Below are 26,131 nucleotides of genomic sequence, written 5' to 3' on the forward strand. Positions count from 1 at the left end.
CAGGCCTTCGGCTTCTTCGGCGCGGGCCTTGTCCAGGTCAACCGCAATGCCGCGCTCGGCCAGTGCCGAGGTGGGCAGGCGCTTGTGCGGATTGGACGGGCCAGCCATATTGCGCACCACGCTGGACAGGTCGAACTCCAGCACGCGTTCGTATTGTGCCGTCGCCAGGCTGTCGGCCCACAGGCCGCTGACCTTGGCGTAGTTTTCCACCAGTGCCACTTGCTCGGCTTCGCGGCCGGTCAGCTTGAGGTAGTCGATGGTTTGCTGGTCGATGTAGAACATGGCGGCGGTGGCGCCATATTCCGGGCACATATTGGAGATGGTGGCACGGTCGCCGATGGACAGGCTGGCAGCGCCATCGCCAAAGAATTCCACATAAGCACCGACTACGCGCTCCTTGCGCAGGAACTCGGTGAGCGCCAGCACGATGTCGGTGGCGGTAATGCCGGGCTGGCGCTGCCCGGTGAGCTTGACGCCGACGATGTCCGGCAGGCGCATCATGGACGGGTGGCCCAGCATCACGGTTTCCGCTTCCAGGCCGCCCACGCCGATGGCAATCACGCCCAGCGCATCCACGTGAGGGGTGTGGCTGTCGGTGCCGACACAGGTGTCAGGGAAGGCCACGCCGTCGCGCACCTGGATCACCGGCGACATTTTTTCCAGATTGATCTGGTGCATGATGCCGTTGCCGGCCGGAATCACATCCACATTCTTGAAGGCAGTCTTGGTCCACTCGATGAAGTGGAAACGGTCTTCATTACGGCGGTCTTCGATAGCGCGGTTTTTTTCGAAAGCCTGCGGGTCGAAACCACCACATTCCACCGCCAGCGAGTGGTCGACGATCAATTGCGTCGGCACCACCGGGTTGACCAGCGAGGGGTCGCCACCCTTGTCGGCAATGGCGTCGCGCAGGCCGGCCAGGTCGACCAGTGCGGTCTGGCCCAGGATGTCGTGGCACACCACGCGTGCCGGATACCAGGGGAAGTCCAGGTCGCGCTTGCGTTCGATCAGTTGCTTGAGCGCGTCGGTCAGCAGTTCCGGTTCGCAACGGCGCACCAGTTGCTCGGCCAGTACGCGCGAGGTATAGGGCAGGGTGGCATAGGCGCCGGGCGCAATGGCGTCAACGGCGGCGCGGGTGTCGTAGTAGTCCAGCTGGCTGCCGGGCAATCGGGTGCGGTAGTTTTTGTTCATGGCGTCGCTAAAACTCTCAGGGTGGAAGCAAAGCGGGGAGCTATCCTTGCGGCTTAGCTCCCCTGACCATCAGCGTTGTGCCAGCGGCACGAAAGCCTGATCGTCCGGGCCGGTGTAGTTGGCCGACGGGCGGATGATCTTGCCGTCAATGCGTTGCTCGATCACGTGTGCGCTCCAGCCGCTGGTACGGGCAATCACGAACAGCGGGGTGAACATGGCAGTCGGTACGCCCATCATGTGGTAGGACACGGCGGAGAACCAGTCCAGGTTGGGGAACATCTTCTTGATGTCCCACATCACGCTTTCCAGGCGCTCGGCAATGTCGAACATCTTGCTGTCGCCAGCGGCGGCGGACAGGTTGCGCGCCACTTCCTTGATCACCTTGTTGCGCGGGTCGGAGATGGTGTACACCGGGTGGCCAAAGCCAATCACCACTTCCTTGCGTTCCACGCGGGCCTTGATGTCGGCCTCGGCTTCGTCCGGATTGTCGTAACGTTTCTGGATTTCAAACGCCACTTCATTGGCACCGCCGTGCTTGGGGCCGCGCAGCGCGCCAATGGCACCGGTAATGCTGGAGTACATGTCGGAACCGGTACCGGCAATCACGCGGCTGGTAAAGGTGGACGCGTTGAATTCGTGCTCGGCGTACAGGATCAGCGAGGTGTGCATCGCCTTCACCCACAGCTCGGACGGTTTTTCGCCGTGCAGCAGGTGCAGGAAATGGCCGCCGATGGAGTCGTCGTCGGTTTCCACGTCGATGCGCTTGCCGTTATGGCTGAAGTGGTACCAGTACAGAAGCATGGAGCCGAAGGAAGCCATCAGGCGGTCGGCGATATCACGGGCACCGGCGATATTGTGGTCGTCCTTTTCCGGCAGGGTGCAGCCCAGGGCGGACACGCCGCTGCGCATCACGTCCATCGGGTGGGCGGAGGCGGGCAGGGCTTCCAGCACGCTCTTCACCACTTGTGGCAGGCCACGCAGGGCTTTCAGCTTTTGCTTGTAGCCTGCCAGCTCGGCCTTGTTCGGCAGCTTGCCGTGCACCAGCAGATAGGCGACTTCTTCAAATTCGCACTGATCGGCGATATCCAGAATGTCATAGCCGCGATAGCTCAGGTCGTTGCCGGTACGGCCAACCGTGCACAGGGCGGTATTGCCGGCGGCAACGCCGGACAGGGCGACCGATTTCTTCGGCTTGCCAGTCAGAACCACTTCAGTCATGCCATTTCTCCTTGGACAATTTCTCTGCTGTTACTGTTGTGCGCATGGTCAGGCTGCGCGGGGCTGCCTGACTAATTGGTTTTGCTGCCAGTCTTGCTGGTGACGGACAGTTATTTGTTTTTGCCTTCGGCGGACAGTTACTTGTTTTTGCCTTCGGCAAACAGCCCATCCAGCTTTTGTTCATAGCTGTGGTAGCCCAGGTGTTCGTACAGATCCATGCGGGTTTGCATCAGGTCCAGCACATTCTTTTGGGTGCCGTCACGGCGCAGTGCACCGTATACATTCAGCGCAGCCTGGCTCATGGCGCGGAAGGCGGACAGCGGGTAGAGCACCAGCGATACGCCGTTTTCGCCCAGTTCCTGGGTGGTGTAGAGCGGGGTGGAGCCAAATTCGGTGATGTTGGCCAGTACCGGTACGCCCACGGCCTCGGCAAATTGCTTGTACATGGCCAGGTCGGTCATGGCTTCCGGGAAAATCATGTCGGCACCGGCTTCCACGCAGGCCACAGCGCGTTCGATGGCGGCATCCAGTCCTTCCACCGCCAGGGCATCGGTACGGGCCATGATGACGAAACTGTCATCCTTGCGCGCATCGGTAGCGGCCTTGACGCGATCTACCATTTCTTCCTGGCTGACAATGGCCTTGTTGGGGCGATGGCCACAGCGTTTTTGCTGTACCTGGTCTTCAATATGCACCGCGGCGGCACCGGCTTTTTCCAGGCTGCGGATGGCGCGGGCGATATTGAAAGCACCACCCCAGCCGGTATCGATATCCACCAGCAGCGGCAGTTCGGTCACATCGGTAATGCGGCGCACATCAATCAGCACGTCTTCCAGCGTAGTGATGCCCAGGTCCGGAATGCCGCAGGAGCAGGCAGCCACACCGCCGCCTGACAGATACAGGGATTTGAAACCGGAGTGTTCGGCCAGACGTGCGGCATAGGCGTTGACAGCGCCTACGACTTGCAGCGGTTTTTCCTGTTCTACAGCGAGGCGAAAGCGTTGACCGGGTGTGCTCATGGCGGGGTCCTTAATGGATGCGGGTGACATTGCAGAGCATTCTAGCAAGTGCTTGGTTGGAGTGCAAATGCTCTATCATCATCGGCGCTGACGAAGGTGGTTCATGTTTTGCACAGGCTCTGGTATGTTTCGCAGCAGCAAGCTCGGGGGAACTCATTGCACGAGCCACGGTCTAGTGTTGTGTCCACACAGACGCCCATACAACTAAACCAGTGGACAATTCAGGGAGCATTACAACGACATGAGTGATCGTGATATCGATCAACAGTTGGTGGAGCGTGCCCAGCGAGGTGAAAAAAGAGCTTTCGACCTGCTTGTTGCAAAATATCAGCGTCGTCTGGCTAGGCTTTTGTCACGCTTCATTCGCGACGGCTCGGACATCGAAGATGTGACGCAAGAGGCATTTATCAAAGCGTATCGCGCTTTGCCGTCATTTCGCGGCGAGAGCGCGTTTTACACATGGCTGTACCGAATCGGCATCAATACTGCCAAGAATTTCCTCAGTTCAGCCGGGCGCCGCCCGGTGGTGAACAGCGAGTTTGAAGACGAAGATGGCGAGAGCTTCGACCTGGCGTCGCAAGTGCCCGACATGAACACGCCTGAAACCGAGCTGATGAACAAGGAAATCGTGACGACGGTCAACGCCGCCGTGCAAGCCTTGCCGGAGGAGCTCAGAACGGCCATTTCACTGCGTGAAATGGACGGACTATCCTACGAAGAGATTGCTCAGGTGATGAACTGTCCGATCGGCACCGTGCGCTCGCGGATTTTCCGTGCACGCGAGGCGATTGCTGCCGAATTGCGGCCACTGCTGGATACGGCCAAAAACAGAAGGTGGTAGCTTATGAAAGAAAAATTATCCGCGCTGATGGACAGCGAGCTGGACGGGCAGCACGCACAGAGGGCCATCAATGCCATCGCTGATGAAGAGGAACTGAAGCAGGTCTGGGACGCCTATCACCTGATTGGTGACGCCATGCGCGCAAACAGCCATGTTGCGGTGAATGTGCGTCAGCAAGTTGCCGAGCGTCTGGCCAAGGAGCCGACCGTACTGGCACCACGCCGCTGGTTTGCCCCGGTGCGTACGCGCCGGGCCGGCGCAGTGGCGCTGGCGGCCAGCGTCAGCTTTGCCGCGGTGGTGGGCTGGCAGCAGCTGTCCCATGGTAATGCCGCTTCGGTGATGGCAGATCGCGGCGTCCCGGTTGCCGCCTTGCAGCCGGCGCAGCAGCATGACGACCTGTATCTGGCTGCGCATCAGGAGATGACGGCCGATCAGAGCGTGTACAAGGTTTCCTACGGCAATGGAGTTCGCCACTGATGCGTCTGACACAGCTGTCCGGGGTCTGTTTGATGGGTGTGGCGGTGCTTGCCCATGCGGATGATGACTGGCTGGTGGTAAAGAAGGTGGCTGCCGCCGCAAGGCAGCAGCCACTGAGCGGTACCTACCTGCATCAGATGAACAGTTCGCTGGAAACCTTTCGCATCGTGCGCAGCGGTTCCGGCGACAACATCCAGGAAAAGCGCAGCTCGCTGGATGGTCCATCGCGTGAAATCATCCGCAAGGGGCTGGAGCTGAGCTGTTACGCGCCGGATGCCAAGTCGCTGTCTGCTGCCAAGGTCAGTGCCATGCGCCTGTTTCCGGCCTTGCTGCCCGATGATATCGGCAATATCGCCCAGTCGTATTCGGTCAAGCGCTCCGGCAAGGACCGGGTGGCGCAGCGCGATTGCAACTGGCTGGAGCTCAAGCCGAAAGACAGCAAGCGCTACATGCTGCGCATGTGTGTGGAGCCGGCCAGCTTCCTGCCGCTGAAGGTGATTACCCAGAATGCGGCCGGCGAGGTGGTGGAGCAGTTCACCTTTACCGAAATCGAATTGCAGGGGCCGAAAGACAAGGGCGCGTTCCGGCCGCAATACAAGCAGAACTATGTATTGCGCAGCGCCAGTGCGCCGGCCATGACGCTCGATGCCGATGCGCCGTCGGAAGTAAGCGGCATGCCCAGCGGCTTCAAGCTGCTGCGGGCGGTGCAGCGCACGCTGCCAGGCCAGGCTGAGCGCACCGTGCGGCATATGGTGTTCAGCGACGGGCTGGTGATGCTGTCGCTGTTTATCGAACCGCAGGCTGAAGGCCGCCCGGAGCGTGCCGTCAATCTGCACGGTGCCGTCAATATGGCGACTGCCGAGCAGGGCGATTATCTGGTCACGCTGGTGGGGGATCTGCCCGAACCCACCATGCTGGCGATGATCCGCAATCTCAAGATCGCACTCAGGCCATGATGGTGCCAGGCCTGCCTTGCCGTGCGGCGGCGAGGTGGGCCGTTTTAATTTCCTTTCCTGTTGTTCTGTGCAAACCACATCAAGATGGAGCGACCATGTCGATCAAAAAGCTGATCGTTGCTGCCATGCTGGCGGCATCTGCCTTCACTGTTGAACCTGTTGTCGTGCTTGCTGCCGATTTGCCCGATTTTGCCCGCATTGTCGAAACCGAGGGCAAGGCGGTGGTCAATGTCAGTACCACATCGACCATCAAACAGAATGTCAGCAGCTTGCCGGAAGGCATGGAGGGTGATCCCTTTTTCGAATTCTTCCGCCGCTTTGCACCCCAGCAGCAACAGGAGCGGCAGGAGCGCTCGCTCGGTTCGGGATTCATCATTTCGGCCGATGGCTATCTGCTGACCAATGCCCATGTGGTGGCGCGTGCGGATGAAATTACCGTCACCCTGACCGACAAGCGCGAATTCAAGGCCAAGGTGATTGGCTCGGATGCCCGTACCGATGTGGCCCTGCTCAAGATCGAGGCCAAAGACCTGCCGGTGGCGCGGCTGGGCAATATGGCTGATGTGCGCGTGGGCGAGTGGGTGCTGGCCATTGGCTCGCCCTTCGGTTTCGAGAATACCGTGACTTCCGGCATCGTGTCGGCCAAGAACCGCCTGTTGCCGGATGAGAATTTCGTCCCCTTCCTGCAGACCGATGCCGCGGTCAATCCCGGCAACTCCGGTGGACCGCTGTTCAATATGAAGGGCGAGGTGATCGGCATCAATTCGCAGATTTACAGCCGCTCTGGCGGCTTCATGGGCATTTCCTTCTCCATTCCCATCGACGTGGCAATGAATGTGGCCGATCAGCTGAAAGCCACCGGCAAGGTCAGCCGTGGCCGCATCGGCGTGGCCATTCAGGAATTGAACAAGGATCTGGCGGCCTCTTTCGGCCTGAGCAAGCCGGTGGGGGCGCTGGTGAATGAAGTGGAGAAAAAGAGTCCGGCAGACAAGGCCGGATTGCGCGCCGGTGATATCATCCTGTCGGTGGCAGGCCAGGCCGTGGCATCGTCTTCCGATCTGCCGCGGCTGATTGGTGCCATCCGTCCGGGGCAGACGGTGGCGCTGGAAGTGTGGCGCAATCGCGCCACCCTCAAGCTGAATGTGGTGCCGGAAGAGCTGAAGAGCGAAGACGCGCGTACTGCCCAGCGCGAATACCGTGCTCCGCAAGCCACGCCTGATGCGCAGAACATGAAGCAACTGGGGCTGGCGCTGGCCGAATTGTCGCCGCAGCAACTGGCCAAGGCCGGCATCAAGTATGGCCTGCAGGTGCGGCGTGCCAGCGGGCTGGCCGCTCGTGCCGGGCTGCAGGTCGGCGATGTGATCGTGGGTCTGGGTGGTGAAGCCATCAGCAGCTTCAGCCAGTTCAAGGCCGCGGTGACCTCCACGCCCAAGGGCGGCACCCTGGCCTTGCAGGTGCTGCGCCAGGGCATGACCCTGTTTATTCCATTGACCATTGGTGGGGAAGAATGAAGCTGACCTTGTATTTCCGTGAGTACTGCAGCCTGTGTCACCAGATGCTGGCGGAGCTGCAGCCATGGCAGGCCAGGCATGGTTTTGCGCTGGAGGTGGTGGACGTGGATGCCGACCCTATCCTGGAGGCCAGATTCAATGAACTGGTGCCGGTATTGATGGATGGCGAGCAGCAGATTTGTCACTGGCACCTGGATATTCCTGCTTTGGCTGCACATTTGGGCGAAATCGGCTAAAATCCGCGCCAGTGTGAGTTGTTCGAGGGCACGCCAGCGTGCCCTTATCTTTTTGCTGGATACCGATGAAACATATCAGAAATTTCTCGATCATTGCCCATATCGACCATGGCAAATCGACCCTGGCCGACCGCTTCATCCAGTTTTGCGGTGGCCTCGAACTGCGCGAAATGAGTGCCCAGGTGCTCGACTCGATGGATATCGAGAAAGAGCGCGGCATTACCATCAAGGCGCAAACGGCCGCCCTGCAATACAAGGCGCGTGATGGTCAGGTGTACAACCTGAACCTGATCGACACCCCGGGACACGTCGACTTCTCCTACGAAGTGTCCCGCTCGCTGTCCGCCTGCGAAGGCGCATTGCTGGTGGTGGATGCCTCGCAAGGCGTGGAAGCGCAAACCGTGGCCAACTGCTACACCGCCATCGACCTGGGGGTTGAAGTGGTGCCGGTGCTCAACAAGATCGACCTGCCGGCTGCCGAGCCGGAGCGTGTCTGCCAGGAAATCGAAGACATCATCGGCATCGAAGCCATTGATGCGGTGCGTGCCTCGGCCAAGTCCGGCATTGGCATCCAGGACATCCTCGAAGTGGTGGTCAGCAAGATTCCGCCGCCGGAAGGAAATCCGGATGGCCCGCTCAAGGCGCTGATCATCGATTCCTGGTTCGACAACTATGTCGGCGTGGTGATGCTGGTGCGCGTCAAGGACGGCCAGATCCGTCCCAAGGACAAGATCAAGTTCATGGCCACCGGTGCCGAGCACCTGGTGGAGCAAGTGGGCGTGTTCTCGCCCAAGTCGGTGCAGCGTGATGTGCTGAACGCCGGTGAGGTAGGCTTCATCATCGCCGGTATCAAGGAACTGAAATCGGCCAAGGTGGGTGACACCATCACCCTGATGAAAACACCGGCCACCGAAGCCCTGCCGGGCTTCAAGGAAGTGCAGTCACAGGTGTTTGCCGGTCTGTATCCGGTGGAAAGCCACGATTATGAAGCCCTGCGCGATGCGCTGGAAAAACTGCAGCTGAACGATGCCTCGCTCAAGTACGAACCCGAGGTGTCGCAGGCATTGGGCTTTGGTTTCCGTTGCGGCTTCCTGGGCCTGCTGCACCTGGAAATCGTGCAGGAACGGCTGGAGCGCGAATTCGACATGGACCTGATCACCACGGCACCGACCGTGGTGTACGAGCTGGTGTTGAAAGACGGCAGCGTGATCCATGTCGACAACCCGTCGCGCCTACCGGACCCGGGCAAGGTGGAAGAAATCCGCGAACCCATCATCACCGCCCATATCCTGGTGCCGCAAGACTATGTCGGCGCAGTGATCACCCTGTGTACCCTGAAGCGCGGCGTGCAGCGCAATATGCAGTATCTGGGCCGGCAGGTCATGCTCACTTACGACATGCCGATGAATGAAGTGGTGATGGACTTCTTTGACCGCCTCAAGTCCACCAGCCGCGGCTATGCCTCGCTGGATTATGAGTTCAAGGAATTCCAGTGCGCCGATCTGGTGAAGCTGGATGTGCTGGTCAACAGCGAGAAGGTGGATGCGCTCAGCCTGATCGTGCACCGTGCTTCCAGCGTGTACCGCGGCCGCGAACTGGTATCGAAAATGCGCGAACTGATCCCGCGCCAGATGTTTGATATCGCTGTGCAGGCGGCCATTGGCGGGCATATCATTGCCCGTGAAACCGTCAAGGCCCTGCGCAAGAACGTACTGGCCAAGTGCTACGGCGGCGACATCACCCGTAAGAAAAAGCTGCTGGAAAAACAAAAAGCCGGCAAGAAGCGCATGAAGCAGGTGGGTAATGTGGAAATCCCGCAAGAGGCTTTCCTGGCCATTCTTCAAGTAGGGGAAAAATAAGTGGGCGAAAACCTGTTCTGGGTGTTTACCGTGGCCGTCATCGTTGGTGGCATGCTGGTGGCTTTTGGCGGACAGCGCGAGGCCGGTGCCAAGGACTGGCCGGTTTCGGTGCAGTGGGGCTATCTGGCCCTGGTCATCGGTGGTTTCGGCCTGTTGTCCAATTACATGAGCTTCACCGCGGTGATGCTGGTGTTCGTGCTGATTACCGGCGTGGTATGGGGCCTGGACAAATGGGTGCTGGCGCGGAAACGTGCTGGAGAGCCCGGACACTTTGTCGAATATTCGCGTGGTTTTTTCCCGGTCATCCTGGTGGTATTCCTGCTGCGCTCCTTTTTGGTGGAGCCCTTCCAGATTCCCAGCAGCTCGATGCGCCCGGGCCTGGTGGTGGGCGACTTCATCTTGGTCAACAAGTTTGCCTATGGCATCCGCGTGCCGGTGCTGAATAATGTGCTGGTGCCGGTGGGCAAGGTCAGCCGTGGCGATGTGGTGGTGTTCAACTATCCGCCCAATCCGAAGGTGAATTACATCAAGCGGGTGATCGGTGTGGCTGGTGATGTGGTGGAATACCGCAACAAGCGCCTGACCATCAATGGCAAGCCGGTGCCGGATGAAAAAGACGGCACTTACGAGTATCTTGAGCAGGGCATGGCCATGATTCACAATGACCAGTTCAAGGAAGTGATGGATGGCAAGTCCTACCAGGTGTTGAATATTCCTGACGCACCGGTGGTGGCGCTGGGGCAGGTGGCGGATTTCCCCTATCGCGACCAGTGCCAGTATGACGACAACGGCTTTGTGTGCAAGGTACCGGCCGGCCATTACTTCATGCTGGGCGACAACCGCGACAACAGCCTGGATGGCCGTTACTGGGGCTTTGTGGAAGATCGTCTGATGGTAGGCAAGGCCTTCCTGATCTGGATGAACTTCAGTTCGCTGTCGCGTATCGGCAAGACCATTCATTGACACCGTTTTCCGGCAGGGGGAGTTTCATGCAGCGTCAGCGAGGTTTGTCAGTCATTTCGGTGTTGTTCATCATGCTCATTCTCGGCGCCGGCTTCCTGCTGGCCGGCAAGGTGCTGCCGGTGTACAACGAGTATGCCGAGGTACGCAAGGCGGTCACCGCCATGGCCGGGGAAACCGGCAAGGGCGAAACCGAACTGCGCCGGGAATTCATGAACCACGCCATGGTCGGCGACATTTCGTCGATCAAGCCGGAAAACCTCACCATCATCACCACCGCCAACACCGTGTTCGTGCGCGCAGCCTATCGCCGCGAAGTTCCGCTGTTTGCCAATGTCAGCCTGGCTTTCGATTTCGATACCCAGGCCGGACAGACACCCCAGTAACTACAGTGAACCAAGTTGAAACCCGATTCCGGCGCCTGTCACAGGCGCTGGATTATGCATTCCAGAAGCCCGATCTGCTGCGCCAGGCGCTGACACATCGCAGCTATGCCGCCTCCAATAACGAGCGATTCGAATTCATTGGCGACAGCATTCTCAATTACACCGTGGCGCGCATGCTGTTCGACCAGTTTCCGCGCCTGAGTGAAGGCGAGCTGTCACGCTTGCGCGCCAATCTGGTCAACCAGAACACCCTGGCCGAGATCGCCCATGAGCTCAAGCTGGGTGAATACCTGTATCTGGGTGAGGGCGAGCTGAAAAGCGGCGGCTTCAACCGCCCGTCGATTCTGGCCGATGCGCTGGAAGCCACCTTTGCCGCCGTCAGTTTCGATGCGGATTTCCAGCGCGCCGAACAGGTGGTCCGCCGCCTGTACGCCGGCCGCGTGGCTGCCATCGACCCCACCAAGCATGCCAAGGATGCCAAGACCCGCTTGCAGGAAGCCCTGCAGGCGCGCAAATGGCCCTTGCCCAAATACCGCATCCAGACCCAGAGCGGCGAAGCCCACGAACAATGGTTCAAGGTCGTGTGCGATCTGGGCGAGCTGATGATCGAATCCAGCGGTGAGGGCGGTAGCCGCCGCGCCGCCGAACAGCAGGCCGCCGAAGCCGCACTGCTGCTTCTTGAACAAAAACTGGCCACAGGCAAGAAACATCCATGACCGAACACGCATATCACTGTGGCTTTGTTGCCATCGTCGGCCGTCCCAATGTGGGCAAATCCACGCTGATGAACCATCTCATCGGCCAGAAAGTCAGCATTACCTCGAAAAAGGCGCAAACCACGCGCCATCGCGTCAACGGCATTCATACCGAAGACAAGGCCCAGTTCATTTTTGTCGATACGCCGGGCTTTCAGACCTTTCACAAGGGCGCACTCAACGAGACGCTGAACAAGAGCGTGAAAGACTCGCTGGGCAGTGTCGACTGCGTGCTGTTCATTCTGGAAGCCATGCGCTGCAGCGCAGCCGACCGCGAAGTGATGGCACTGTTGCCCAAGCACACCCCGGTCATCCTGGTGGTCAACAAGCTGGACAAGGTCAAGGACAAGTTCCTGCTGCAGGAATTCATCGATGGCGTGCGCGCCGAATTCCAGTTCGCCGACTGCGAAGTGGTCAGTGCCAAGCACGGCCAGCGCCTGTCCGAGCTGCTGGACAAGGTGCGGCCGCATCTGCCGGAATCCATGCCGCTGTATCCGGATGACATGGTTACCGACAAGAGCGAGCGCTTCCTGTCCGCCGAAATCGTGCGCGAAAAGCTGTTCCGCTATCTGGGCGAAGAGCTGCCGTATGAAATGAATGTGGAAGTGGAAATGTTCGAAATGGATGGCGCGCTGCGCCGCATCCATATCGCCATTCTGGTGGACAAGGAAAACCAGAAACCCATCGTGATTGGCAAGGGTGGCGAAAAGCTCAAGAAAATCTCCACCGAAGCCCGCCTCGACATGGAAAAACTGTTCGATGGCAAGGTCTTCCTGCAAGTATGGGTCAAGGTCAAATCCGGCTGGGCGGACGATGTGCGCTTCCTGCGGGAATTCGGCCTGAACTGATGCCGCTCAAGCTGCCTGCACCGCCTTACTGGGCGGTGATCTTTTCCTCGCAACGTAGCGCTGCCGACCAGGGCTATGCCGCCATGGCTGAGCGCATGTTGCGGCTGGCCGAAGTCCAGCCCGGTTATCTGGGGGCGGAAAGTGCGCGCGACAGTGCCGGCTTTGGCATTACCGTTTCCTACTGGGACAGCGTGGAAGCCATTGCCGCCTGGCGCCAGCATGCCGAGCATCTGGTCGCGCAAAAGCTGGGGCGGGAAGTGTGGTATCGCGATTTCTCGCTCAAAGTGGCGCGGGTTGAGCGTGCCCATGCCAGCGGACAGGACCGGGACGCATGAGCCAGCCGGGCAGGGTAGACCGCCAGCCCGGCTACCTGCTGCACACCCAGCCCTACCGTGAAACCAGCCTGCTGGTAGAGGTACTTACGCCCCAGCATGGCCGTTTCACCCTGGTGGCGCGTGGCGCCCGCCGGCCACGGGCGGATGTGCGCGGCGTACTGCTGCCGTTCCAGCCACTGACCCTGTCCTGGTTTGGCAAGGGTGAAGTGCGCACCCTGCACACGGCAGAATGGAATGGCGGCGTGCCGCAGCTATCCGGCCTCCGCCTGGTGTGTGGTTTTTATCTCAATGAGCTGATGCTGAAGCTGACGGCGCGCGATGATGCCGAGCCACGCGCCTTCACCATTTATGACCAGGCGGTGCGGGCGCTCGCACAGGCCCATTCCCTGTCCGGCGTGCTGCGCCGTTACGAATTGCGGCTGTTGCAAGCCTTGGGTTATGCCGGCAGCTTCGCCTGTGATGTGCATGGCGAACTGATCGACCCGGCGGCCGACTACCTGTGCCGGGGCGGTGCCCTGCCGGAGCGGGCGAGCGGCGAGCCGGCTGGGCCCTCGCTGTGCTTGCCCGGTGCCGCATTGCTGGCCATCGAGGCGGATGACTATGCCGCCGCCAGCACCCGCCGTGCCGCGCGCAGCCTGCTGCGCTTGCTGCTGACTGATTTGCTGGGCGAGGAGCCATTGGCCTCGCGTGAACTCTTGCAGGCCATCAACGCCATTGCCGACTGAGGCCTGCGCAACAGGAGCTGAAAATGATTTTGCTAGGTGTGAATATCGACCATGTTGCCACCCTGCGCCAGGCGCGTGGCACCCGCTACCCCAGCCCGATCGAGGCGGCACTGGTGGCGGAAACCGCTGGCGCCGACCTGATCACCCTGCATCTGCGTGAAGACCGTCGCCACATTCAGGATGCCGACGTGGTGGCCATGCGTCAGGTGATCAAGACCCGCATGAACCTGGAAATGGCCATGACGCCGGAAATGCTGGCCAATGCATTGGCCGTGGCCCCGGAAGACGTGTGCCTGGTGCCGGAAAAGCGCGAAGAAGTCACCACCGAAGGCGGGCTGGATGTGCTGGGCCACTATGCCGATGTCTGTCATTACACCGAAACCCTGCAGCAAGCCGGCATCCGCGTGTCCATTTTCATCGATCCGGATCGCGCCCAGATCAGCAAGGCTTACGAGGCCGGTGCCCGCGTGATCGAGCTGCACACCGGTGCTTATGCCGATGCAATCCATGCGGCCGAGCGCGAAGCCGAGCTGGCACGCATCCGTGGCGCCGCTGCCTTTGCTGCCGAGCTGGGCATGGTGGTGAATGCCGGCCACGGGCTGAACTATCACAATGTCAAACCGATTGCCGCCATCCCGCAAATCACCGAGCTGAATATCGGCCATGCCATCATCGGCCAGGCGGTGTTTGTCGGCCTGGACCGCGCGGTGCGCGACATGAAGGCGCTGATGCAGCAAGCCCGCCAGGGCTGAAGCAGGACAGGAGCGGGCAGATGATCTACGGCATTGGCACCGATATGGTGGAAATCGCCCGCATGCAGGGCCTGCTGCAACGCTGGGGCGACAAGGCCGGCCGGCGCATTCTGGCCGAGGCAGAAATGCCGGCCTTCCTGGCAGCGGCCGACCAGGCCCGTTTCCTTGCCAAGCGCTTTGCCGTCAAGGAAGCGCTGTCCAAGGCGGTGGGCACCGGGGTGGTCGCTCCGGTACTGCTGACGGCCATTGCCGTCAGCCACGATGCACAAGGCAAGCCCATGCTGGAGTTCGGCGCGGAGTTGCAGGACTTCCTGGTGCAGCGCGGGGTGGGACGCAGCCATGTTTCCATTAGCGACGAGCGCGAACACGCCCTGGCCTTTGTGGTATTGGAGCGGGATGAGTCCCGGTCTATCCTTGCCTGAGAATCAATCCTGAGGGCCGCCCGGCCCTCGCACTGTTTGGAGTATCAGCCATGCAAGCCTTGTCGCTGCAACGTGGTCCGGTCATGGTGGATGTAGCCGGTTTCAGCCTGAGCGCAGCAGAGCGCACGCGTCTGTCGCATCCGCTGGTAGGCGGTGTCATCCTGTTTCGCCGCAATTTCCAGAATATCGAACAGCTCAAGGCATTGACTGCCGAAATCCGCAGCCTGCGCCATCCCGCGCTGCTGATCGCCGTCGATCACGAGGGCGGCCGGGTCCAGCGTTTTCTGGAAGGTTTCACCCGCTTGCCACCGATGAGTGTGCTGGGTGAGCTGTGGCAGCAGGATGAGGCGGCCGCACGCGCCGCCGCCGAGGATGTGGGCGTGGTGCTGGCGGCGGAATTGCGCGCCTGTGGCATCGACCTGTCCTTCACCCCGGTGCTGGATCTGGATTGGGGCCGCTGCGCCGTCATCGGCAACCGCGCCTTCCACCGTGATCCGCAGATTGTCAGCGAACTGGCACTGGCGCTGCAGCGCGGCTTGCAGCAGGGCGGCATGGCCACCTGCGGCAAGCACTTCCCCGGTCACGGCTTTGTTGCTGGTGACAGTCATTTCGTGATGCCACAGGACGACCGCAGCCTGGCCCAGCTGGAAGCCGACGATTTGATTCCGTTTGCCCGCCTGGCTGCGGCTGGCATGGGTTCGGTGATGCCGGCCCATGTGGTGTACCCGGCAGTGGACAGCCGCCCGGCCGGCTTCTCACCGGTATGGCTGCAAGACATCCTGCGCGGCAAGCTGGCTTTTGATGGCGTCATCTTCTCGGACGACCTGGGCATGGAAGGTGCCGCCGGCGCAGGCAGCTTTGTCGAGCGTGCCGAAGCTGCACTGGCGGCAGGTTGCGATATGGTGCTGGTGTGCAATCAGCCGGAACGTGCCGACGAAGTGCTGGCAGGACTGCAGCCGCCAGCCCAGCCGCGTCTGGCCGAGCGTTTGCAGCGCATGGCCGGCACCGGAGACATTGCCGGCTGGCAGCAGGCAATCCTCAGTCCGGCCTTTGCTGCGCGCCAGGTAGAGGTGAAGGCGCTGGCCATTCCGCAAAACGTGTTGCAGGGGCCCGCTGTTGGAGAGGCCAGTTAAGCGCGTTGATTCAAGCAAAAAGCCGGCATTTGCCGGCTTTTTGCTTTTGCAGCTGACAGTTCAGTCGACAGTTCAGCTGGGCTGGGTACGCCACAGCCGTGCCAGGTGCGAGGCGCGTACGCCGGCCATGGCGGCGGGGCAAGGCGAGACCACCTTGTGGGCCGGCAGGCTGGTGTCACGAATCAGCGCATCGATATAGGCCGGACCATCGCCATGGCGGATGGCGGCCACTTGCGGCTCGCTGGCCTTTTCGCGGCGTGCCAGTACCACGCCGATTTCATCATTGGCCAGTTTGACAAAGCTGCCAGGCGGGTAAATGCCCAGTTCCTTGATCAGCAAGGTGGTGTAGGCCGGGTCGAATTCGGTGTCCTTGCGCTGGAACAAATGTCCCAGTGCGGCCGCCGGCACCATGCCGGCGCGATAACTGCGCGGGGTCAGCTTGGCGCAGGTGATGTCGGCCATGTGCAGGATGTGGGCCAGTGATTCGATTTCGCCACGGGCCAGACCATAGGGATAGCCATTGCCCAGCCAGGACTCATGATGGGTCTGCACCAGCCAGTGCCACAGCTCGTCGGTGACACCGGCCTCGCGCAGAATGGCCGAGCTCATCAAGGGGTGGCCGGCGATTTCTTCTTCCTGCTGGGGCGTCAGTGCTTCCTGCTGGTGATACAGGGTGTTCTGCAGCTGGCAGATCGACATGTTCATGGTGAGCGCTGCGGCCAGCACGGTATTGCGCTGCGCATTGCTCAAGTGCGGAATGCGGCGGCAGAGCAGGGCCAGCAGGGCGGTGGTATGCAGGGCATGGGCCGGGCCGTACTCGTTGAATGGCACCAGCAGCAGGCTGGCAATCACGCCATCGGGGTGTTGTTCGCTCAGGCTGACGATATCGCGCACCAGCAGGTTGACCTTGCGCGGGAAGTCTTCCAGTTGCAGGGCATAGTTGAGCAGGGTGCGGGTACGTTGTTGCAGAAAGGCCATCTCGTGCAGCACGCTCTCGCGCACCATCATCGGGTCGGCTTCGGGCAGGCTGACGGCATCCAGCTTGTTGCCGTTTACCGCATAGCCCATTTCCAGCAGCTTTTCACGCTGACGGTCGCTCAGCACGAAATGCCCCTTGCTCAGCAGCAACAGGCCGTTCTTGGCATAAACATCCAGCGGCAGTTCCTTGCCCATGAGAATCTGTTCGGGCACTACCTTGTCATGCAGTTGCGTCTTGTTGCGGGTGTTCATGCGGCGATGCTGTCGGCGTGGGTTGCGGGCGCTGCGTCAGCAAGGTGGCGCAGCAGCCGCAATTATAAGCCGATGGACTGTCTGGTGCTTGGCTTTATACCGGCAGTGCCGCCGGCTCAGACCTTCCACAAGCTGGCGAGAAAGGAGATGCGTACGCCGGCCAGGCTGGATGCGCAGGGGCCGGCAATCTTGTATTGCGGGTTGCTGGTTTCCCGCAACAGGACTTCGGCATAGGCCGGGCCGTCCGCCTTGCGCAGCGCCGCCACCTGCGGTTCGCTCGGCTTGTCGCGACGCGCCAGCACCACGGCAATTTCATCATTGACCAGTTTGACAAAGCTGCCTGGCGGATAAATGCCCAGTTCGCGGATCAGCATGGTGGTGAAGGCTGCATCAAAATCCACATCCTTGCGCTGGAACAGCTGGCCCAGCGCCGTGGCGGGCAGCTGTGCGCTGCGATAGCGGCGTGGCGCCAGCTTGGCGCAGGTGATGTCGGCCAGATGCAGCAAATGCGCCGGCGGCAGGATCTGCTTGCGATCCAAGCCGAAGGGATAGCCGGTTCCCTGCCAGTTTTCATGGTGGGTCTGTACCAGCGCGTGCCACAGCTCGTTTTCGATGCCGGCTTCACGCAGGATGGCCGAGCTGAGCAGGGGGTGTTCCTTGATGGCGCTATGGTGCTGGGGCGTCAGCTCCCCTTCGTGACTGAACAATTCATTCTGCAGCTCGATCTGCGAGACATTCATGGTGAGCGCGGCGCACAGCAGCACTTCGCGGTGGCCGGGTGGCAGCTTCATCTGACGGGTGATCAGCGCCAGCAGGGCCGTGGTGTGCAAGGAGTGCGCCACGCCGTATTCCTGGAAGGGCAGCAGCAGCATGGAGGCCAGCAGGCCGTCCGGGTGGCGTTCGCTCAGCGCGACGATGGTCTGGGCGATGGCGCGCACGCGCTGTTCCAGATCGGGCTGGGTCAGTGCGTGCTGCAGCATATTGCGCACTCTTTGCTGCAGGAAGACGATTTCCTCGAATAGCGACTGACCTTTGCGATAGGTGTCCGGGGTCTTTTCCGCCGGTTTCACCTCGATGGGCTGCTCGGTGAAGCCCAGCTTGATCAGTCGATGCTTCATGTCCGGCGACAGCACATAATGACCACGCTTGAGCAGCAGAATGCCGTTCTTGGCGTAGACATCCATCGGCAATTCCTTGCCGATGGAAATGGCGCTCGATTTGGGCTTGTCGGAAAGATTATTGTCGGACATGGTGCATTGTTTCGGATTGGCCTAGCATTCTATGTTTTCGTCATCGCATATGCCAGCCATTTTCGCCAGCAATGATTGATCATCATCATTGTTTTGGCAGGTCTTGCCAGGCTTTTTGCAAGCGTTTCACTGATACAGGATAGGGCGTCTTCAATTCCTGTGCAAACAGGCTGACGCGCAGTTCTTCCAGTTGCCAGCGGAAATCCCTTAGCGCGGGCGAGGGTTCGCCGGCCTCCCGCTCGCTGGCCATGCGTGCTTCCCATTTGTTCCACAGTTCGCGTATCTCGGCTGCGCGCTGGCCATCGCGTTGCGGATTGGCCGGCTGCTTGTCCATGCGCAGGCTCATGGCGCGCATGTAACGGGTGAGGTGGGGCAGCTGCGACCAGGGCGTGTCGTAGAGGAAGCCGGGGTAAACCAGCTTGCCCAGCTGCTGTTGCAGCTCTGGCCCCAGACGATGCTTCTGTAACTTGTTATAGAGCGGCATGTACTCGCTGCCAACCTGACTCAGATACTGGGTGACCGCCTGGATCACCGCCGGCAGGCGGGTACGGGCGCGGGTTTTCTGCTCGTTGAAGGCTTTTTCGTTGCGTGGCAACGGGTCCTCGCCGATAAAGGCGCGGTCGCAGATGCAGGCAATGGCATCGGCCAGCAATTGTTCCACATTGGCCACATTGCGCAGGTTGAGGCCGATCTGGGTCATGCCGGACAGGCCCTTGCCCAGCTGCTTCATCTGCTCCTTCAGCTGCAATTGCAGCAGGCGGATCACCCCGGCACGGTGATGGCGTTCGGCCTCCGGCTGGGTATCGAACAGGCGGATGGCCACCTTGTCCTGTTCCAGTGTCAGCGCCGGAAAGCCGGTAAGCTGCTGGCGGCCGCGGGCAAACTGGATGCTTTCCGGCAGTTCGCCAAAATCCCAGCTGCTGACTTCGTCGCGCTCAAAGTCGGCACTGCTGTCGCGGAAGGTGAGCTGGGCAGCCTGGCCAAACTGCTTCTGCAGGGCGAGCAGATCGCGCCCCAGGCCGATTTCCTGCTTGCCGTCGTCGATGATGCGGAAGTTGAACAGCAGATGTTCCGGCAGCTCCTGCTGCTTGAAGGCATCAATGTCGACTTTGACGCCGCCGGTTTCGCGCAGGATGAAATGGGCCAGCTGGCCGGCTATCGGCTGCTGTTGGTCAGGATTGCTGCTGAGGAAGCGGGTGACGAAATCCGGCACCGGCACGCAGCAGCGCCGCACCTGCTTGGGCAGGCCCTTGATCAGCTGCTGCAGTTTTTCGCGAATCATGCCCGGTACCAGCCATTCGAACTGTGCTGGCTGCAGGCGGTTGAGAATGGCCAGCGGCACATCCATGGTAACGCCATCCAGTGGATGGCGGGGTTCGAAGCGGTATTTCAGCCGCAGCTTGCCGTCTTCCAGTTCCAGCCATTCCGGGAACTGGTTTTCCGTGACGTGCTGGGCGGCATGGCGCATCAATTCTTCGCGCGTCAGGTGCAGCAGCTTGGGCGCGGTTTTTTCCGCTTCCTTGCGCCAGGCTTCAAAGCTGGCGGCATCCACTACTTCGCTGCCAATACGCTCGTGATAGAAGGCATACAGCGCTTCTTCATCCACCAGTACGTCCTGACGACGCGCCTTGTGTTCCAGCTGTTCCACTTCGCGGATCAACTGCTGGTTGCGTTGGAAGAAGGGCGCATTGCTGACGTAATCCATGTTTACCAGGGCGCCGCGGATAAACAGCTCGCGCGCTTCCTGGGGCGCAATGCGGCCATAGCTGACGGCGCGACGCGGTATCAGCGTCAGGCCATACAGGGTGACGCGTTCGCTGGCCACCACTTCGCCCCGGCTCTTTTCCCAGTGCGGTTCAAAATAGTGGTATTTCACCAGGTGGGAGGCCAGTTTTTCCACCCATTCCGGCTCGATCTTGGCCACGCAGCGGGCATAGAGGCGGGTGGTTTCCACCAGCTCGGCCGCCACCAGCCACTTGGGCTTGCTCTTTTTCAGGCCGGAGCCGGGGAAAACATGAAAACTGACGCCGCGGGCGCCCATGTAGTCGTCGCCTTCCAGATTCTTCATGCCGATATTGCCCACCAGGCCGGTCAGCAGCGCCTTGTGCAGGTTTTCGTAGGCCACGGCATCCAGTTGCTGGCGTTTTTTCTGCGATAGCTGGGCACCGGGCTGTTCGGCATCGGCATGGGCGTCTTCACGCTTGATCAGCCCCAGTTCGCTGGCAATTTCCGCCAGCTGGCCGTGCAGCTCGCGCCACTCGCGCAGGCGCAGATAGGACAGGAAATGCTCGTGGCAGGTATTCACCAGCAGGCGGTTGGATTTCTTGTGCTTGAGCGCTTCGCTGAAGAAGTCCCATAGATGCAGATAGGACAGGAAGTCGGATTTTTCGTCGTTAAAGCGCGCCTGGGCGCGTTCGGCGGCTTCGCGTGCTTCGAAGGGGCGTTCGCGCGGGTCCTGGATGGACAGGGCCGAGGCGATGATCAGCACCTCGCGCATGCAGCCGAAATCGCGGCCGGCCAGCAGCAGCCGACCCACCTTCGGGTCCACCGGGATGCGCGCCAGCTCCTTGCCCACCGCGGTGAGTTCGTTATTGTCGGTGACCGCGCCCAGTTCGGTCAGTACCTGGTAGCCGTCGGCAATCAGGCGGCTGCTGGGGGCTTCCAGAAAGGGGAAGGCATCCACCTGACCCAGCCGCAGTGCGGCCATGCGCAGAATCACTGCCGCCAGGTTGGAGCGGATGATTTCCGGGTCGGTAAAGGCCGGGCGGGCGTTGAAGTCTTCTTCGCTATACAGGCGCACGCAGATGCCGGCCTCGACCCGGCCGCAACGACCGGCGCGCTGGCGGGCGGCTGCCTGCGAAATCTTTTCCACCTGCAGCAGTTCCACCTTGGCGCGCGGGCTGTAGCGGTTAAGCCGGGCCAGGCCGGTGTCGATCACATACTTGATGCCCGGTACGGTGAGCGAGGTTTCCGCCACATTGGTGGCCAGCACGATGCGCCGTCCGCCAGAGGGTTTGAAGATTTTCTGCTGATCCTCATTGGACAGACGGGCAAACAGCGGCAGGATTTCATAACCGCGAATGCCGGATTTGCGCAGCTTTTCCGCCGTTTCGCGGATTTCGCGCTCGCCCGGCAGGAAAACCAGCATGTCGCCGGGGCCCTGACGTGACAGCTCGTCGGCAGCATCGACAATGGCGTCTTCCATTTCCATTTCGCGCTCGTCCTCGTCGCGCTGCTTGAGCGGGCGATAGCGTACCTCCACCGGGAAGGTGCGGCCGGACACTTCAATCACCGGTGCGCCATCGAAATGGCGGGCAAAGCGGTCGGCGTCGATGGTGGCCGAGGTGATGATGATTTTCAGGTCGGGGCGGCGCGGCAGCAGCTGCTTGAGAAAGCCCAGCAGGAAGTCGATGTTGAGGCTGCGTTCGTGCGCCTCGTCGATGATGATGGTGTCGTAGGCTTCCAGATAACGGTCGGTCTGGGTTTCCGCCAGCATGATGCCGTCGGTCATCAGCTTGATCACGGACTTGTCCGACAGCTTGTCGGTAAAGCGCACCTTGAAACCGACATGCTCGCCCAGCTGCGAGCCCAGCTCCTGCGCAATGCGGGTGGCTACCGAGCGCGCGGCCAGCCGGCGCGGCTGGGTGTGGCCGATCAGCCCGTACACGCCACGGCCCAGCTCCAGGCAGATCTTGGGGATCTGCGTGGTTTTGCCCGAGCCGGTTTCGCCGCAGATGATCACCACCTGATGCGCGGCAATGGCCGCCTTGATGTCGTCCAGCTTCTGGTTGACCGGCAGAGCGTCGTCAAACTGCGGGCGCGGCATGTGCTGGCGGCGGGCCTCGACGCGGGCGGCCGAGCGTTCCAGTTGCTGGCTGATGTCGGCCAGTTGCTTGTCGGCAGGCTGGCCTTTTTTCAGCCGCTCGCCGGCATCGTTCAGCTTGCGGCGCAAGACATGGCGATCACGGATCAGGCAGTGGGCAAGGCGGGTTTTCAGTTGGGACAGCTGCTGGACTGGGGTGGTCATCGGGCAAAGAGCACTGGTTTACAGAAGGCAGCCAGTATAACAGAGGCCGGGCTGGCGACTGAAAGCAAAAGACCGCCAGTTGGCGGTCTGGGCGGGATGGCGTTCGCTGGCGGCTAGCCGGCGTACTGGGCCTGCGAGGAGCGGCCCAGCTCGTCCAGCAGCTGGTCCAGCCGCTTGATGGCGTCGGCGATGGAGCGGGTTTCGGTGGATAGCGAGCGAGTGGATTCGCCCACGGCGGTAATGTCGCCGGCAAATTGGGCAAAGCCGTGATTCTGGCTGTTTTCTGCCTGCGCCACCTGTTCGAGCAGGCCGGCCAGCTGGCGGGTTTCCTGGATGATGCCCTGCAGGTTCTGCTGGGCTTCCAGCGCATTGTTGCGGCCTGCCTGCATCTGGTCGTTGCCGTCGCGCATGGCGACGATGGCCTGATTGGTGCCATCCACGATCAGCTTGATCTTGTTGCCGATATCCAGCGTGGCGTTCTGGGTGCGTTCGGCCAGCTTGCGTACCTCATCCGCCACCACGGCGAAGCCACGGCCCATTTCACCGGCACGGGCGGCTTCGATGGCGGCATTAAGCGCCAGCAGATTGGTCTGGTCGGCAATGTCACGGATCAGCTGCACAATGCCATTGACTTCGGCGCTGCGCTGGCCCAGGTCTTCCAGCTTGCTGGCCGCGTGCGAAATCACTTCGCCGGCCCGACCCAGCTGGCGAACGGCCTGGTCCATTACCTCGCCACCACTATTGGCGGCCTGGCCGGCAGTGGCGGCCAGCCGGGTGGCGCTGCTGGATTGGGCGGCGTTCTGGCCGGTGACCACTGCCATCTGCTGTGCCACCGCCATCATGTCTTCGGCGCGGCTGCGCTGCTCGGCCATGGTCTGCGCCATCAGCCCGGTGCTGTCGGCAATGTCGCGGCTGGCGCTGGAGGCGGCCTGAATCGAACGCGCCACCTGTTCCATCATCTCGCGCATGGCACGGCTGGCGTGCTCGGATTCGGCCCGCGCCCGCTCTAGCCGTTCCAGGCTTTTTACCTTGGCCTTGTCAAAGGCCATGGCCAGCGTCAGCACCACAATGGTCAGGCCGATCAGCGACTTGGCCTGCAGTTTGGGAATCTCCTCGCGGGCGATGGGCACGGCCGGCAGCGCGCCGGGGTCGCTGGACAGCAGGTAAAACACGGCGATGGCCAGAATGGTCAGGGCCATCCAGGTCCAGCCCGAACGGCGGGTGGAGACAAAGATGGCGGTAAACGGGATGGAGGCAAACCACACCACGCTGGTGGACATGATGCCGCCGTTGACATACACCATCCAGCACACCATGACGAACATGCAGCTGGTGATGAATTCGGCACAAAAGCGTACGGCCCCCGTCAGCCTGAGCAGCAGGGTGCCCAGTAGCAGGCCCAGTCCGCCCAGCGCAATGCCCGTGCCCATGGCGCTGTGGCCCAGCATGAAATACTCGACGGAAAACAAGGGCGCGATGCCGCCGGCCAGCAGGCCGACGCCGACGGTGGTGCGGGCCGGGATGGCCAGTTCGGGTGATTGGCGGATGTCTTCCGGAATAAACCAATCGGTAATGGTGGTGGCAGCCATGTGGTGAGCCCTCCCTCGTAGAGCTTGATTTGTAAGTATTCTTTTGTTTTATTTGCCTGTTTTTAAAAACAGTGCGAGTCATAATGTAAAACATCCGTTTGAATGCGGCAATATCCGGTCTGGAATGCCGCTAGTTTGATGTCCTGTTGTGGCTGCTGGCAGAAGGAATTGGCTTGATTCGCCTTGAAAAGTCGTTTTGAAACAGGCGGTTGAGATCATTGCCGCTTGTTGCGGCAATGGCGCAGGACGCAAAAAAGCCCGCCGGGGAGGGCGGGCTGTTGTGGTGGCTGATGCTGCCGGAGTGGTCTTAGCGCTTGTCCGCCTGAATGGCGGTCAGGGCGATAGTGTAGACGATGTCATCCACCAGGGCGCCACGCGACAGATCGTTGACCGGCTTGCGCAGGCCCTGCAGCATGGGGCCGACGCTGACCACGCCTGCCGAGCGCTGTACCGCCTTGTAGGTGGTGTTGCCGGTGTTGAGGTCCGGGAACACAAACACGGTGGCGCGGCCGGCCACGGTGCTGTCCGGGGCTTTCTGGCGGCCGACCGACTCTACGCTGGCGGCGTCGTATTGCATCGGGCCGTCGATTTCCAGGTCCGGGCGCTTTTCCTTGGCGATGCGGGTGGCTTCGCGGACTTTTTCCACGTCCGAGCCACTGCCGGAGCTGCCGGTGGAGTAGGAAATCATCGCGACGCGCGGCGGAATGCCAAAGGCGGCGGCGGAGTCGGCGGACTGGATGGCGATGTCGGCCAGGTCTTCCGCGGTCGGGTCCGGGTTGACCGCACAGTCGCCGTAGACCAGCACCTGTTCCGGCATCAGCATGAAGAACACGCTGGAAACCAGCTTGGCTTCCGGGGCGGTCTTGATCAGCTGCAGGGCAGGGCGGATGGTGTTGGCGGTGGTGTGTACCGCGCCGGAGACCAGGCCGTCCACTTCGCCCAGGGCCAGCATCATGGTGCCCAGTACCACATTGTCTTCCAGCTGTTGCTCGGCCATCGGTGCGTTCAGGCCCTTGCCCTTGCGCAGTTCCACCATGGGCTGGATGTAGTTGCCGCGCACTTCATTGGGATCGAGGATTTCAATCGAAGCGGGCAGGGTGACGCCCTGGGCTTCGGCGATCTGTTCGATCTCGGCGCGATTGCCAATCAGCACGCAATGGGCAATGCCCTTTTCCTGACAGATGGCGGCGGCCTTGACGGTGCGCGGCTCATTGCCTTCCGGCAACACGATGCGCTTGCCGGCGCGGCGGGCCTTTTCCATCAGCTGATAGCGGAAGGCCGGCGGCGGCATGCGGTGCTCGCGCGGCGCGCCGACATTGCGCTTGAGCTTGTCGGCGTCCAGATGCTCGGCCACGAAGTCGATCACCCGCTCCATCCGTTCCAGATCGTCCGCCGGTACCTGGCGACTCATATTGCTGAGGAAGCTGGCGGTTTCAAAGGTGTTGTGGGTGGTGGTCATCACCGGCAGGCCGCTGGTGAAGGCCTGGTGGCACAGTTGCTGGATGCGCGGGTCGGGCAGCGAGTCGCAGGTCAGCAGCAGGCCGGCCAGCGGCACGCCGTTCATGGCGGCCATGGAGGTGCCCAGCACGATGTCTTCGCGATCACCGGCGGTGACGATCAGCGCGCCGGGTTTCAGCAGATGCACCACATTGGGCACGGTACGGGCGGTTACCGCCATGCTGCGCACGCGGCGGCGGCTGATCTGGCCGGCGTGCAGCACGCGCGCCTGCAGATAATGGGCCACGTCCAGTGTGCGCGGGGCCAGCAGCTCCGGTTCGCTGGGAATGGCGCCTATCATGGTCAGGCGGTTTTTCTGCAGCAGGTTGCCCGCTTCCAGGATTTCCATCGCCAGCTGCTGGGCTTTTTGTTCCTTGGGCAGGCGGTTCAGGATGTAGCCGGCGACATGGCCGGGCTGGGCGCCGAAAGCCTGCAGGCTCAGTTCCAGCTGCTCGGCGATTTCGTGGCTGGCCAGCTTGTCGGCAGCGGTGACCAGAATGGTTTGCGCCTGCAGGTTACGGGCGATCTTGGTATTGAGGAAGGTGGAGAACACCTGCTTCTGGTCGGGGACCAGGCCCTCCACAATCATCAGGTCGACATTGTGCGATGCCTGCTGGTAGAGCGACACCACTTCTTCCATCAATTGGTCGATTTCGCCCTGCGCCAGCAGGTGTTCCACCCGCTCCATCGGCAGCGGCTCCGGCGGATTCAGGTGGCAGATGGCGCGGGCAAAGTGGGTGGAGCGTTCCGGCGAGCTGCTGTCGGCGCCCTGGGCAATGGGTTTGACAAACCCCACGCGCAGGCCGGATTGCTCCAGCGCGCGAATCATGCCCAGTGCCACCGAGGTCAGCCCGGCATCAAAGCCGGTCGGGGCCAGAAAAAAAGTATGCATGCTTGGACTCTTTTCTTAGCGC

At 61.2% G+C, this 26,131-nt stretch carries 23 protein-coding genes; 15 read left to right on the top strand and 8 right to left on the bottom strand.

The genetic code is table 11. The features are described from left to right. From JHD64_RS16330 to prpB, 3 genes are all read right to left on the bottom strand, one after another. A partial coding sequence (locus tag JHD64_RS16330) for an aconitase family protein (protein WP_255524376.1) occupies window positions 1-1,191 on the bottom strand: 1,191 nt, incomplete at its 3' end. A gap of 69 nt (window positions 1,192-1,260) precedes the next feature. Beyond that, window positions 1,261-2,409: a 2-methylcitrate synthase gene (gene prpC / locus JHD64_RS16335; RefSeq protein ID WP_059287001.1), complete on the bottom strand. Its 1,149-nt coding sequence runs from the start codon at window positions 2,407-2,409 to the stop codon at window positions 1,261-1,263. Between the two features lie 137 nt (window positions 2,410-2,546). Next, complete coding sequence (prpB, locus tag JHD64_RS16340; RefSeq protein ID WP_059287002.1) at window positions 2,547-3,428, bottom strand: methylisocitrate lyase; 882 nt, start codon at window positions 3,426-3,428, stop codon at window positions 2,547-2,549. A 241-nt stretch (window positions 3,429-3,669) separates the two neighbouring features. Here prpB and rpoE point away from each other — a divergent pair, with 241 nt between their 5' ends. The 15 genes from rpoE (at window position 3,670) to nagZ (ending at window position 15,624) form a co-directional block, all read left to right on the top strand. Next, window positions 3,670-4,269 carry an RNA polymerase sigma factor RpoE gene (rpoE, locus tag JHD64_RS16345; RefSeq protein ID WP_059287003.1) on the top strand — a complete coding sequence of 200 codons (600 nt, stop codon included), beginning with the start codon at window positions 3,670-3,672 and terminating at the stop codon, window positions 4,267-4,269. 3 nt (window positions 4,270-4,272) lie between these two features. Further along, entirely contained in the window at window positions 4,273-4,746 is a 474-nt protein-coding gene (locus JHD64_RS16350; RefSeq protein ID WP_199054216.1) for a sigma-E factor negative regulatory protein, read from the top strand. After that, window positions 4,746-5,702, top strand: coding sequence for a MucB/RseB C-terminal domain-containing protein (locus JHD64_RS16355; protein WP_199054223.1), 957 nt, complete (start codon window positions 4,746-4,748; stop codon window positions 5,700-5,702). The genes JHD64_RS16350 and JHD64_RS16355 overlap by 1 nt, the downstream gene beginning before the upstream one ends. A gap of 95 nt (window positions 5,703-5,797) precedes the next feature. Beyond that, window positions 5,798-7,213 (top strand): DegQ family serine endoprotease, encoded by a 1,416-nt coding sequence (locus JHD64_RS16360; RefSeq protein WP_199054225.1) that lies wholly within the window; start codon window positions 5,798-5,800, stop codon window positions 7,211-7,213. Continuing rightward, window positions 7,210-7,449, top strand: coding sequence for a glutaredoxin family protein (locus JHD64_RS16365; protein ID WP_059285029.1), 240 nt, complete (start codon window positions 7,210-7,212; stop codon window positions 7,447-7,449). The genes JHD64_RS16360 and JHD64_RS16365 overlap by 4 nt, the downstream gene beginning before the upstream one ends. 65 nt (window positions 7,450-7,514) lie before the next feature. Then, window positions 7,515-9,308 (top strand): translation elongation factor 4, encoded by a 1,794-nt coding sequence (gene lepA, locus JHD64_RS16370; protein WP_059285028.1) that lies wholly within the window; start codon window positions 7,515-7,517, stop codon window positions 9,306-9,308. Continuing rightward, a complete protein-coding gene (gene lepB, locus JHD64_RS16375) occupies window positions 9,309-10,271 on the top strand; it encodes a signal peptidase I (RefSeq protein WP_059285027.1) in 963 nt (320 codons plus the stop codon). It abuts the gene before it with no gap. Window positions 10,272-10,297: 26 nt separating this feature from the next. Continuing rightward, on the top strand, window positions 10,298-10,654 hold the full coding sequence (locus JHD64_RS16380; RefSeq protein ID WP_199054226.1) for a DUF4845 domain-containing protein: 357 nt from the start codon (window positions 10,298-10,300) through the stop codon (window positions 10,652-10,654). Between the two features lie 5 nt (window positions 10,655-10,659). Continuing rightward, a complete protein-coding gene (gene rnc, locus JHD64_RS16385) occupies window positions 10,660-11,370 on the top strand; it encodes a ribonuclease III (protein ID WP_059285025.1) in 711 nt (236 codons plus the stop codon). Beyond that, window positions 11,367-12,257 carry a GTPase Era gene (gene era, locus JHD64_RS16390; protein WP_059285024.1) on the top strand — a complete coding sequence of 297 codons (891 nt, stop codon included), beginning with the start codon at window positions 11,367-11,369 and terminating at the stop codon, window positions 12,255-12,257. Before rnc ends, era begins: the two co-directional genes overlap by 4 nt. Beyond that, window positions 12,257-12,592 carry an antibiotic biosynthesis monooxygenase gene (locus tag JHD64_RS16395; protein ID WP_059285023.1) on the top strand — a complete coding sequence of 112 codons (336 nt, stop codon included), beginning with the start codon at window positions 12,257-12,259 and terminating at the stop codon, window positions 12,590-12,592. The genes era and JHD64_RS16395 overlap by 1 nt, the downstream gene beginning before the upstream one ends. Next, complete coding sequence (gene recO / locus JHD64_RS16400; protein WP_199054228.1) at window positions 12,589-13,317, top strand: DNA repair protein RecO; 729 nt, start codon at window positions 12,589-12,591, stop codon at window positions 13,315-13,317. Before JHD64_RS16395 ends, recO begins: the two co-directional genes overlap by 4 nt. 23 nt (window positions 13,318-13,340) lie before the next feature. Further along, complete coding sequence (gene pdxJ, locus JHD64_RS16405; RefSeq protein ID WP_059285021.1) at window positions 13,341-14,069, top strand: pyridoxine 5'-phosphate synthase; 729 nt, start codon at window positions 13,341-13,343, stop codon at window positions 14,067-14,069. Window positions 14,070-14,089: 20 nt separating this feature from the next. Next, complete coding sequence (acpS, locus tag JHD64_RS16410) at window positions 14,090-14,491, top strand: holo-ACP synthase (protein WP_199054230.1); 402 nt, start codon at window positions 14,090-14,092, stop codon at window positions 14,489-14,491. Window positions 14,492-14,541: 50 nt separating this feature from the next. Beyond that, complete coding sequence (nagZ, locus tag JHD64_RS16415) at window positions 14,542-15,624, top strand: beta-N-acetylhexosaminidase (protein ID WP_199054233.1); 1,083 nt, start codon at window positions 14,542-14,544, stop codon at window positions 15,622-15,624. A 72-nt stretch (window positions 15,625-15,696) separates the two neighbouring features. Here the strand turns inward: nagZ and JHD64_RS16420 are convergent, their stop codons facing one another. The 5 genes from JHD64_RS16420 to pta form a co-directional block, all read right to left on the bottom strand. After that, entirely contained in the window at window positions 15,697-16,854 is a 1,158-nt protein-coding gene (locus tag JHD64_RS16420; RefSeq protein ID WP_199054235.1) for an HD-GYP domain-containing protein, read from the bottom strand. A gap of 116 nt (window positions 16,855-16,970) precedes the next feature. Continuing rightward, window positions 16,971-18,104, bottom strand: a complete 1,134-nt coding sequence (locus JHD64_RS16425) for an HD-GYP domain-containing protein (RefSeq protein WP_059285018.1) — start codon at window positions 18,102-18,104, stop codon at window positions 16,971-16,973. Between the two features lie 85 nt (window positions 18,105-18,189). Next, the gene (gene hrpA / locus JHD64_RS16430; RefSeq protein WP_199054243.1) at window positions 18,190-22,131 is read right to left on the bottom strand and encodes an ATP-dependent RNA helicase HrpA; all 3,942 of its coding nucleotides are present in this window, start codon (window positions 22,129-22,131) and stop codon (window positions 18,190-18,192) included. 113 nt (window positions 22,132-22,244) lie between these two features. Then, the gene (locus tag JHD64_RS22335) at window positions 22,245-23,720 is read right to left on the bottom strand and encodes a methyl-accepting chemotaxis protein (RefSeq protein WP_199054245.1); all 1,476 of its coding nucleotides are present in this window, start codon (window positions 23,718-23,720) and stop codon (window positions 22,245-22,247) included. Between the two features lie 307 nt (window positions 23,721-24,027). Further along, window positions 24,028-26,109, bottom strand: a complete 2,082-nt coding sequence (gene pta, locus JHD64_RS16440; protein WP_199054246.1) for a phosphate acetyltransferase — start codon at window positions 26,107-26,109, stop codon at window positions 24,028-24,030. Window positions 26,110-26,131: the final 22 nt, after the last annotated feature.

Source organism: Aquitalea sp. ASV15, assembly GCF_016429115.1.
GTDB lineage: Bacteria > Pseudomonadota > Gammaproteobacteria > Burkholderiales > Chromobacteriaceae > Aquitalea > Aquitalea magnusonii.